Annotated in this window: 7 protein-coding genes; 3 read left to right on the forward strand and 4 right to left on the reverse strand. The window is 34.8% G+C overall.

Annotated elements, in window-relative coordinates:
- Positions 1 to 24: 24 nt before the first annotated feature.
- The 4 genes from HYN56_RS07255 to HYN56_RS07270 all read right to left on the reverse strand — a co-directional run bounded on the left by HYN56_RS07255 (position 25) and on the right by HYN56_RS07270 (position 5,844).
- Positions 25 to 2,328 carry a glycoside hydrolase family 65 protein gene (locus HYN56_RS07255; RefSeq protein WP_109191566.1) on the reverse strand — a complete coding sequence of 768 codons (2,304 nt, stop codon included), beginning with the start codon at positions 2,326 to 2,328 and terminating at the stop codon, positions 25 to 27.
- A 144-nt stretch (positions 2,329 to 2,472) separates the two neighbouring features.
- Positions 2,473 to 3,129, reverse strand: a complete 657-nt coding sequence (pgmB, locus tag HYN56_RS07260; protein WP_109191567.1) for a beta-phosphoglucomutase — start codon at positions 3,127 to 3,129, stop codon at positions 2,473 to 2,475.
- Positions 3,122 to 4,639, reverse strand: coding sequence for an MFS transporter (locus HYN56_RS07265; RefSeq protein ID WP_109191568.1), 1,518 nt, complete (start codon positions 4,637 to 4,639; stop codon positions 3,122 to 3,124). Before HYN56_RS07265 ends, pgmB begins: the two co-directional genes overlap by 8 nt.
- Before the next feature lie 173 nt (positions 4,640 to 4,812).
- The gene (locus HYN56_RS07270) at positions 4,813 to 5,844 is read right to left on the reverse strand and encodes a LacI family DNA-binding transcriptional regulator (RefSeq protein ID WP_109191569.1); all 1,032 of its coding nucleotides are present in this window, start codon (positions 5,842 to 5,844) and stop codon (positions 4,813 to 4,815) included.
- Between the two features lie 235 nt (positions 5,845 to 6,079).
- Between HYN56_RS07270 and HYN56_RS07275 the strand changes: the two genes are divergently transcribed.
- Genes HYN56_RS07275 through HYN56_RS07285 form a run of 3 tightly spaced genes read left to right on the forward strand, consistent with a single transcriptional unit; the run spans position 6,080 to position 11,543 of the window.
- The gene (locus tag HYN56_RS07275) at positions 6,080 to 9,061 is read left to right on the forward strand and encodes a SusC/RagA family TonB-linked outer membrane protein (RefSeq protein WP_109191570.1); all 2,982 of its coding nucleotides are present in this window, start codon (positions 6,080 to 6,082) and stop codon (positions 9,059 to 9,061) included.
- Between the two features lie 35 nt (positions 9,062 to 9,096).
- A complete protein-coding gene (locus HYN56_RS07280) occupies positions 9,097 to 10,704 on the forward strand; it encodes a RagB/SusD family nutrient uptake outer membrane protein (RefSeq protein WP_109191571.1) in 1,608 nt (535 codons plus the stop codon).
- A gap of 23 nt (positions 10,705 to 10,727) precedes the next feature.
- Positions 10,728 to 11,543, forward strand: coding sequence for a SusE domain-containing protein (locus HYN56_RS07285; protein ID WP_109191572.1), 816 nt, complete (start codon positions 10,728 to 10,730; stop codon positions 11,541 to 11,543).
- Positions 11,544 to 11,576: the final 33 nt, after the last annotated feature.

Genomic DNA, 11,576 nt, shown 5'->3' on the forward strand with positions numbered 1-11,576 from the left:
TTTAGATTTTTAGAGTATTGTAATTTAATTAATTTGAGCGAGTTTCCCGGCCGTTATTGTTTTTCCGTTTACGACGATATCTAAATCCTGATCGCCGTCAACAGTAAATGTTGTTTCGTTTTGATTTACAGCTACTTTTAAAATTTGGTTTCTGAAATTAATTTTAAAAGAATATCCTTTCCATTCTTTTGGGATTTTTGGAGAGAAATGAAGCTTATTATTTTTAACACGCATTCCTCCAAAGCCTTCCACGATACTCATCCATGTACCGGCCATTGACGTGATATGACAACCTTCTTCAACCTCTTTATTATAATCGTCCAAATCCAAACGGGAAGTTCTTAAATAAAATGTATAGGCCATGTCCATTTTATCTAAAGCTGCAGCCTGAATCGAGTGCACGCAAGGCGAAAGCGAACTTTCATGAACTGTAAATGATTCGTAGAACTCGAAATTGCGTTTTAATTCTTCTTTAGAGAAATGATCTTCGAAGAAATAAAAACCTTGTAAAACGTCAGCTTGTTTAATGTATGGCGAACGTAAAACGCGATCCCAAGACCATTTTTGGTTAATTGGACGTTGTGAACGATCTAAATCTTTTACCGGAACTAAATCTTTGTCTAAGAAACCGTCTTGCTGTAAGTAGATTCCAAGTTCTTCAGAAATAGGGAAATACATGTCATTTGCTACTTTTTTCCATTCTTTAATTTCTTCTGAAGAAAGATTCACTTTTTCAAGAACGCGTTTGTGATCTGCAGGATATTCTGAAGCCACTTTTTCGATTTGTTCAGCAGCAAAATCAATACACCATTTTGCAATGTAATTGGTATAAAAATTATTGTTGATGTTGTTTTCGTATTCGTTTGGACCCGTAACTCCAAGAATTACATATTGATTTTTATCTTTTGAGAAAGAAGCTCTCTGATGCCAGAAACGAGCAATCCCGATTAAAACTTCTAAACCTTTTTCTGGGATATAAGAGTAATCTCCCGTGTAACGGTTGTAATTGTAAATCGCAAAAGCAATCGCTCCGTTTCTATGAATTTCTTCGTGTGTGATTTCCCATTCGTTGTGGCATTCTTCACCATTCATCGTCACCATTGGGTACAATGCAGCGCCGTTTTTGAAACCTAAATTGTCTTTAGCATTTTCAATTGCTTTATCCAATTGATTGTAACGATACGTCAATAAGTTTCTCGCCACTTGCTGATCTTTCGTAGCCATGTAAAACGGAATACAATACGCCTCAGTGTCCCAATAAGTCGATCCGCCGTATTTTTCTCCAGTAAATCCTTTTGGTCCGATATTTAAACGGGAATCTTTTCCTGAATACGTTTGGTTCAATTGGAAAATGTTGAAACGAATTCCTTGTTGTGCTTTTACGTCGCCTTCAATTGTAATATCTGACATTTCCCAGATTTTTGCCCAAGCTTCAATTTGATTTTGAAGCAGTTTTTCGTAACCTAAAGCAACAGCAGATTTGATTACTTTTTCGGCTCCAGCCAAAGTATTCTCGTGGTTTAGAGAAACCGTATAACCTCCAATTTTTTGAATGGATGAGGTTTGTCCTTTTGCAATAATAGTTCCGTAAGTATACTGAACTTTATCTGTAGTTGAATCGATTGTCGATGGCGAAACATGAATGTCTTCTCCATTTGCCAAAATCGTATTGTGCATGAAAGTCGTAACTTTAAAATGCGTTTTAAACGTTTGAGCCGTAACAAAAGCTTCGTTTGTGCCTTTTTTTACTTCAAGCGGTTCCCAGAATTTTTCTTCCCAGTTCGCATCTTCATTGGTTACACCAGCGTCAACGTAAGGTTTGTAAACGATTTTTGCATCTTTATTTAAAGGTGTAATATCGTATTTAATGATTCCGGCTTCGTCTAAATCTAACGAAAGAAAACGACGAACGTTTACTGCGATTTCAGTTCCGTTTTTTAGAACTGCTTCAAAAGAACGGTTGTACCATCCTTCTTTCATGTTCAACTCTCTGCGGAAGTTTCTAACTTCTGTACAGCTGTTTAAGTCTAGGTTTTCTTCGTTGATTTCAATGTCAATTCCAATCCAGTTTGGAGCGTTTAATACTTTGGCAAAATATTTTGGGTAACCGTTTTTCCACCAGCCCACTTTTGTTTTGTCCGGATAATAAATTCCGGCAATATAACTTCCCTGAAAAGTTTCAGCTGAATATGTTTCTTCAAAATTGGCGCGTTGTCCCATAGCGCCGTTCCCGATACTAAAAAGACTTTCAGAAGATTTTACTCTCTCCGCATCAAATCCTTCTTCAATAATAGACCAATTGTCTGGTTTTATATAATCTTGGTTCATCTTTTCTTTCAATTAGAAAATACGGCAATTTGATAATTAGATAATTGCCTGGGTTTTTTAATAACTTTTTTACATTCATTTGAGTAATTGCAGCATTAGAATATTTGTCAGTGCGATTAATTATCTCATTGACACATTTTCTAATTATCCAATTAACTCTTCGATAAAGCTTGTTGTGATTTGGGTAAAATCTTTAAAAATATAGTTAGCTTCATGTAAAATTGTTTCCTCACCAATTCCCACACTTACCATTTCTGCGATGTTTGCTGCCTGAATTCCGGCAACAGAATCTTCAAATACAATTGAATTTTTTGGATCAATATGTAATAATTGAGCCGCTTTTACGAAAACTTCAGGATCTGGTTTTGCATTGCTGACATCATTTCCGTCAACAATAACATCGAAGTAAGACAGAACTCCTGTTTTCTCTAAAATAGGTCTTGCATTTTTACTGGCAGAGCCTAATGCAATTCCTTGGTTTTTATCTTTTAATAGTTTTAGAATTTTTAAAACTCCTGGAAGAACCTCACTTTCATCCATGTCAACTAAATAAGATAAATAATCTTCGTTTTTTTGAATCAGCCATTTGTCTTTGTCTTCTTGTGAAGCCTGAACATTTCCTAATCCAAGTATAATATCCAACGAACGAACACGGCTTACGCCTTTTAAAAGTTCGTTGTCTTCATGTGTAAAATTTATATTTAACGATTTGGCAATTTTCTGCCAGGCTAAAAAGTGGTATTTAGCGGTATCTACGATCACTCCGTCAAGATCGAAGATAAATGCTTTTTTATTATTCATGGATTTCAATTTTAGTTTTACTATTTACTCTAAGAGTCAATAATCCTGCGAAAATCATTGATATACCTCCAATTATTAGAGCGTAAATAGGTTCATTATTAAAGAATTGTTTTATTACAAATCCTAATATTGTAGCGGCTACGATTTGTGGAATTACTACGAAAAAGTTAAAAACTCCCATATAATAGCCCATTTTTGCTGCTGGCAAAGCTCCGGATAACATGGCATAAGGCATTGATAAAATACTTGCCCAAGCGATACCAACTCCCAACATTGGAAGGATCAGCATTTGTTTATCACCAATGAAATAAATTGAAATTAAACCAACACCTCCAGCACACAAGGCTAATAAGTGTGTTGCTCTAACGCCTACTTTTTTTGCAATAACCGGTAATAAGAAAGCTACGGCTGCTGCAACTCCATTATAAACGGTAAATAAGACAGAAACCCAGTCGGCAGCATCATTGTAGGTTTTCGAAGTTGTATCTGTAGTTCCAAAAATATGCTGCGTAACTGCTTGAGTTGTATAAATCCACATGGAGAAAAGCGCAAACCAGGAAAAAAATTGAACCCAGGCTAATTTTTGCATTGTTTTTGGCATATTCAATAAATCGGTCATGATTATGGTAAAACCATTCTGAACTTTTTTTGTTCGCAATTGTGATGCAATTACAAATAAAACGCCCATAAAAATTAGACCGATAAATAGAATGTAAAGTTCTTTTGCCAGGCTGTTTTCGAAAATTAAAAATGAAATTAATGCTCCGATACCAACAAACAATACTCCTAAAAACAATTGTTTTTTTGTAGAAACACCGGATTCTGTTTCAGAATTTGATATGCTTTCTGAGTCTTTTTTGCTGTTAGCTTCAAAAGCATGAAGTTCTTCGGGAGTATATTCGGTTGATTTAAAAACGGTCCATAAAACAGAAAGCAGAAAAACGATTCCTCCAATATAAAACGACCATTTTACGGCATCCGGAATAATTCCTTTAGGCGCAACATTACTGACATCAAAAACATTTGTGAAAAGATAAGGCAGAACAGAACCAACAACGGCACCTGTACCAATGAAAAAACTCTGCATAACAAATCCCAAAGCACGCTGATGGTCAGGTAAATTATCGCCTACAAAAGCTCGAAAAGGTTCCATTGAAACGTTGATCGAGGCATCCATTATCCATAAAGTTCCCGCAGCAATCCATAAAGTTGGAGAGTTGGGCATTACGAACAAAGCCAATGAAGACAAAATAGCTCCAATTAAAAAATAAGGGCGTCGTCTGCCTAAACGAGTCCAGGTTCTGTCGCTGAAATAACCAATAACGGGCTGAATAATTAAACCTGAAACAGGCGCAGCAATCCACAAAATTGGGATTTCGTCTATTTTAGCACCTAGGGTTTCAAAAATTCTTGAAGTATTTGCGTTTTGCAGTGCAAAACCAAATTGTATTCCTAAGAAACCGAAACTCATGTTCCAAATTTCCCAGAAACTTAATTTACGCTTTTCCATTATCGTAATTTGAAAATTATACGATAAGCGCTTTGCTTATCAAAACTTTGTTTCTTTCGAAGTAAAACTAAAAGCCTTGACGGGCGTAAAATTATAAATTATTTTTTTATTTATGCTAATAAAAAAGTCATAAATATTTTTTACAGCTTTAGAAAGTATTGATTTTTAGAAAATTAGTCAGTAGATTCTCGTTTAATGAGATGCGTTTCTATAACTTCAGTTGTATAATTCTCATTGTGCTCTTCGTCATCGTCTTCTTCGGCTTCTATTCTTTCTATGAGCATTTTAGCTGCTTTATTCCCCATTTTTTCACCGCTCTGACTCACTGTTGTAATAGTTGGTGTAGAATATTTGGAGATAATTCCGTCAGTAAAAGCAATTACGGCTAAATCTTCCGGAACTTTTAGTCCCATTTTTGATGCGGTTTTGATAATTGTTACTGCAAAAAGCTCGTTTACTGCAAAAACGGCATCAAAAGCACGATCATGCAAAAGTTGGCTGATGGTAATTTCGCAGGTATCTACATCTTCAATTTTAATAATTAAATCTTCATTGAAAGTCAATCCGTTATCTAATAAAGCTTTTTCATAACCATCAGTTCGTAGTTTTCCAACACTCACATAATCAACGGTGGTAACCAGTGCGATTTTTTTTCTGCCATTATCGATTAAACTCTGAACGGCTTCGTAAGCAGCTGCTTTATCATCAATAATTACTTTATCGCATAAAATATCATTGGTTACGCGGTCAAACATAACAACCGGCATTCCCTGATTGATCACTTCTGTTATATGGTGAAAGTCGCCTTTAAACTGCGTTTCTTTAGAAAGAGACATGATAAAACCATCGATGCTTCCGTTGGCTAACATTTCCATGTTTAATACTTCTTTATCGAAAGAATCATCAGAAACACAAATCACTACACTGTAGCCATATTCATTAGCAACCTGTTCAATTCCATTGATTACAGTAGAGAAAAAATAATGCACAATTTCCGGAATAATAATACCGATACTTTTGGTTTTTCGGTTTTTTAAACTGAGGGCTATGTTGTTTGGTTTATAGTTGTAAAACTTTGCAAAAGCCTGAACTTTTAGTCTGGTTTCTTCTCCAATTTCGAGACTGTTTCTAAGTGATTTTGAGACAGTTGAAATAGAGACATCGAGTTCCTTTGCAATCTGTTTTAGGGTTATTTTACGTTTCATGGCGTGAATTCAAAAAAATCTAATTAATAATAAAGGTATCTGAAATTTTTATAATTGACAATTTTTGACTTAAAAGATTACAAAAAATAGAAAGTTTTCAACACTACCACGTTTTCGTAAACCAATAAAAATTGCCTCCTGTTGAGCGTGTTAATAAATTCATAATTTTGAAATTCGAAGTAAAATTAAAAACTTAACTAACATTCACAAACTCAAACTAATTTAAACAAAAAGTATGAAAACAATTTACAAAAAGTTGTTATTTTTATTCCTTCTGCTTCCGTTTACAGTGTTAGCTCAAAGCACTTTAACCGGAACAGTAACTGATCTTGCCACGGGTCAGCCAATACCGGGAGTAAATGTAAATGTACAAGGTGCCACAACTGGTACTTCTACTGATTTTGATGGTAAATTTCAGTTGCCAAATCTAAAAAATGGAGACAAAATTTTGGTTTCATTTATTGGATACAAAACATCGACTATTGTATTTAATGGTCAAAAAAACTTAGCCGTATCCTTGGAAGAAGATACTAATCAACTTAAAGAAGTTGTAGTACAGGTTGGTTACGGAACTGTAAAGAAAAAAGACGCTACAGGATCTGTATCTCAAATTGCAGCAAAAGATTTTAATAAAGGAATTAACGTTACGCCAGAAAGTTTAATTAGCGGACGTATTTCGGGTGTAAATGTAGTTGGAGGAGGAGCTCCGGGTGCGAAAGCAGATATTAGAATTCGTGGTGGATCTTCTTTAAGTGCTTCAAATGAGCCTTTAATTGTAATTGACGGACTACCAATGAGTAATGCTGTCCCAAATGGTTCAACAAGTATCTTGTCTACTATAGATCCTAATGATATTGAATCTTTTACTGTTCTTAAAGATGCGTCTGCCGCAGCTATTTATGGTTCTCGTGCAGCAAATGGTGTAATTGTAATTACAACTAAAAAAGGATCTAAAGGTGGCATTAAAGTAAACTTTAGTTCTCAGATTGGTATCAACACTGTTGCTAATACTGTTGATGTAATGAGTGCAGATCAGTTTCGTGCATTTGTAAACGAAAAAGGAACAGCTGCACAAAAAGCTTTGTTGGGTACAGCAAATACTAATTGGCAGGATGAAATTTTTCATACAGCTCTAACAACAAACAATAATATATCTGTAAGTGGTTCTTTATTTAATAAATTGCCAGTGCGTTTATCTGTCGGAAATGTTGATAATCCAGGAATCTTAAGAAATACTTCTTTTGAAAGAACTACGACATCGATATCGTTAAACCCGGTTTTATTTGATAATCATTTAAAAATTGATATTAATGGAAACATTGCATTTGGTAAAAATCAATTCCAGGATGAAGGTGGTGTAATTGGAAGTGCAATTGGATTTGATCCGACACAACCGGTTTATGATGCAAATTCTCGTTATGGAGGATATTTCGAATGGTTAGAGCCTAGTGGTAACCTGCCATTGTTACCGGCAAGAAATCCTGTAGCAAGATTAAACCAGGATAATAGAAGATCTACTTCTACAAGAAAATGGGGTAATATTAGATTAGATTATAAACTTCATTTCTTTGAAGATTTAAGAGCTGTTGTAGAAGCAGGTATAGATAAATTTAACAGTAATGGTTATACTGAAGTTAGTACGCTAAGTGCTTTAGGATATCAGCCAAATTTATTTGATAAAGGAAACTGGGTAAATTATGGAGGCTATACTCATTATACAGATAGCCGTCAGAATAAAAACCTGAATGCTTATTTTAATTACACTAAAGATGTAGGTAAATTTAAAATTGATGCAACAGCAGGATATAACTACCAAATGTTTGAAAGAGAAGGTTACGATTCTGGTCAAACCAGAGAGCCTAATCCTAAAGAAGACGTTACAACAGATCCGGATGTTAATTTACAATCGTTTTTTGGACGTGTAAATTTAGGATATGATAGCAGATATTTACTTACAGTAAATTACAGAAGAGACGGAACTTCTAGATTTTCTAAGGAAAACCGTTGGGGTAATTTTGCAGGAGCTGCTTTAGCATGGAATGTAGCAGAGGAATCATTCTTAAAAGATAATGAAACTCTTTCAAGCTTGAAATTGAGAGCAGGTTACGGTACAACAGGACAACAGGATATTGGACCACAATATGATTACTTAAGAAGAGTAACTTTAGGTACTATCAACACACAATACATGTTTGATGGTGTAATTTATAGAGCAGCAAGACCGGAAGGATATAATCCTGATATTAAATGGGAAGAATTGGCAGAGATGAACTTTGGTGTTGATTTTGGTTTCCTTAATGATCGAATTACAGGTACTGTTAACTATTTTGATAAAAAATCAAGCGACCTTTTGGCTGAAATTCCAGTTCCGGATGGAGCAAATATCAGAAATAAAGGATATAATAACGTAGGAAGCGTAAGAACTAAAGGTGTCGAATTTAATTTGCAGTCCGATATTATTAAGAATGATAAATTAACTTGGAATCTTGCGGTTAATGCAACGTACATCGATCAAAAAATATCGAATTTGGGAGTTTCTGTTCCAGGATTTCAGGGTTATATTACAGGAGATGTAATTGCCGGAGGATCAGGAAATCAGGTTTTAATTCATTCAGAAGGGTATGCGCCAAATTCATTCTTTGTATTTGAGCAATTGTACGATGCTAACAAAAGACCAATTCAGGGAGCTTTTGCTGATAGAAACGGCGACGGAGTTATAACTGATGCAGATCGTTACAAATTCCATAAACCTACTGCAGACTATACTTTTGGATTATTCTCAACTGTAAATTACAAAAAGTTTGATTTTACAATGAACTGGAGAGCAAGTTTAAACAACTATATCTACGACAACGTAAGTTCAAATTTAGGTTATGCAGAAGCAGGTTTAAGAAGACAATCTGATTTATCGAATGTTAGTTCAGATTACTATAATACAGGTTTTACTACAGAAAGTAATTCAAACGGTACACAGCGTAACTATTCAGATTATTATGTAAAAGATGCTTCTTTCATCAAGTTGGATAATATTGTATTAGGGTACACTTTTGATAAAACATTATTAAAAGCTGCTTCGCTTAGATTTACTGCCGGAGTTCAAAATGTTTTTGTTCTCACAAAATATAATGGTTTGGATCCTGAGAAATTTAATGGTATAGACAATAATGTCTATCCAAGACCAAGAACATTTTTGTTTGGGGTAAACGCTAATTTCTAATAGTAGATTGAAAATTAAATTTAAAATTAAACAAAATGAAAATATCATTTAAATATATATCTTATTTTCTCCTATTCATATTAGGATTAAGTATGACACTGACTTCGTGTACGGACGATTTGAATGTGACGCCAAAGGATGATGATGAGTTTCTTTCTGACGACTTTTTTAAAGATCCGACTTCTTATAAACAAGTCTTGGCAAAATTATATGCAGGTTTGTATGTAGGAGGGAATGATGGAGATGGGATGCCTGATATCTCTGGACTAGGTGGTGATTTTAGCAGTTACTTAAGACTTATGTTTGTTACGCAGGAATTTCCAACTGATGAGGCTATTGTAGCTTGGAATGACGATGGTTTACCAGCATTAAATATGCAAAGATGGAGCCCGAGCAATCAATTTTTGTATGGAATCTTTTCAAGAGCTTTTTATGAAATTAGTGTTGCAAATGAATTTTTGCGACAAACTACAGATGAAAAATTAACTGAAAGAGGTTTTGATTCAAATTTGAAAGCTGAAGTAGCAACTTTTAGAGCTGAAGCCCGTTTTTTAAGAGCTTTTTCATACTATAATTTAATGGATTTGTTTGGAAATGTGCCAATTACTACAGAAAAAGATCCTGTTGGTTTATTTTACCCAGAACAAAAAACGAGAGCAGAAGTTTTTGCTTACATAGAATCGGAATTGAAAGATATTGATGCTGGCTTAGCAGCTTCAAAAACAAATGAGTATGGAAGAGTAGATAAAACTGCAGCAAAATTTTTATTGGCGCAAATTTATCTTAACTCGAAAGTGTATACCGGAACAGAAAGATTTAATGACGCAGCAATTGTCTGTAATGATATTATAACTGGATCTGGCTATACTTTTGCAAATGTTCCTTACAATTATTTATTTGCGGCTAATAATGATAGAAATGGAGCTCAGACAGAAGTTATCTTCCCTGTTATTGGAGATGGTAATGCAATTAGAGCAACAGGTGGAGGGATGAGTTTTATTCTTCACGCTTCTATTGGAGGCAGTATGGATGCTGGAAAACAAGGAATGAACGGAGGATGGGCAGGTATAAGAACCAGACCAGAGTTTGTTAAATTGTTTCCGGATGTAGATGCTTCTGGAGATAAAAGAGGTACTTTCTATACAAACGGCCAAACTTTGGACGTTACCGATGCAAGTGTTTTTACAAACGGATATGCAGTTACTAAATATTCTAATTTAAATTCTGACGGAACAGCTGCTCAAAGAACTGATATTCCAGACACAGATTTTCCTATGTACAGACTTTCAGATGTGTATTTAATGTATGCAGAAGCGACACTTAGAGGAGCTTCATCAGGGAATGTTGCGACAGCATTAGGTTATGTAAATAAAATTAGATTAAGAGCTGGTGCCGGAATTGTCTCAACTTCAGATTTAACACTTGACTTTATTTTGGATGAAAGAGCAAGAGAATTGTTTTGGGAATGCCACAGAAGAACTGATTTGATTCGTTTTGGTAAATTCACAGGAGGATCTAAAATCTGGCAGTGGAAAGGCGGAGTTAAAAATGGTAGTTCTACAGATTCTTTCAGAGATCTAATGCCAATTCCGTCAACAGCTATTCAGGCTAATCCAACTTTAAAACAAAATCCAGGATACTAACTAACCTTATAAAAATTAAGAAAATGAAAAATATATATAAAATTTTAGTTGCATTCATTAGCGTTTTAGCAGTGTCGTGTAATGCAGATGATGTGGAGAACAGACCAGTAATTACTCCGGTTACAGAACCAGTCCTATTAACTCCTCAAAATGACTTTAATATTGTTCTTACTAAAGAAACAGAAAATAACGTTGCTACAACTGTAGTGTGGGACGATGCTAAATACGATGGTACACAAACTGTTGTAAATTACACTATCGAAATTGCAAAAGCAGGAACAAAATTTGCCGCACCAGTTGCTGTAACTACTACTACTGCACGTTACAAAGCCTTAACAGTTGCAGAGCTAAATTCTGCTTTAGTTAATGGTGGTTTTGTTGAAAAAGAAGAAAATAGTGTTGATATTCGTATTAAATCTACCGTAGGTATTGGAGCAGAAGCTCAATATTCAAATTTTTATACATTTAAAGCTACACCTTATCATACTCCGTTAGCAACTTCACACTGGTTAGTTGGAGCTGCAACACCGGGCGGATGGTCTTGGGATGGTGATGCTGAGACAGAATTTCCACTAGTTGTTGGTAAAACAGATGTGTATCAAGTTACAATTGTTCTTAAAAGCGGAGAAGCATTCAGAGAGTTTTTAGGAAACAATTTCACAAGTAATGGTAACTGGGATAAGAGTAATAATTACACTCATTATTCAAGTTTAGGCTATACTATAGATGATGAATTAGTTAATGCGAATGATGGAGACAGCAACTTTAAATACACTGGTCCAACTGGTCCAAGAGTATTAACAATTGATAATGGTGCGAAAAAAATAACATTAGACTAGCTTTAATGTGGTTTAAGAAAAGGGCTATCTGCA

Origin of the sequence: Flavobacterium crocinum, assembly GCF_003122385.1 — a bacterium.
Lineage (GTDB): Bacteria > Bacteroidota > Bacteroidia > Flavobacteriales > Flavobacteriaceae > Flavobacterium > Flavobacterium crocinum.

Bases quoted from the DNA above. Each gene is read 5' to 3' on its own strand.
- HYN56_RS07255 (WP_109191566.1), bottom strand. From the start codon at position 2,328: ATGAACCAAGATTATATAAAACCAGACAATTGGTCTATTATTGAAGAA.
- pgmB (WP_109191567.1), bottom strand. From the start codon at position 3,129: ATGAATAATAAAAAAGCATTTATCTTCGATCTTGACGGAGTGATCGTA.
- HYN56_RS07265 (WP_109191568.1), bottom strand. From the start codon at position 4,639: ATGGAAAAGCGTAAATTAAGTTTCTGGGAAATTTGGAACATGAGTTTC.
- HYN56_RS07270 (WP_109191569.1), bottom strand. From the start codon at position 5,844: ATGAAACGTAAAATAACCCTAAAACAGATTGCAAAGGAACTCGATGTC.
- HYN56_RS07275 (WP_109191570.1), top strand. From the start codon at position 6,080: ATGAAAACAATTTACAAAAAGTTGTTATTTTTATTCCTTCTGCTTCCG.
- HYN56_RS07280 (WP_109191571.1), top strand. From the start codon at position 9,097: ATGAAAATATCATTTAAATATATATCTTATTTTCTCCTATTCATATTA.
- HYN56_RS07285 (WP_109191572.1), top strand. From the start codon at position 10,728: ATGAAAAATATATATAAAATTTTAGTTGCATTCATTAGCGTTTTAGCA.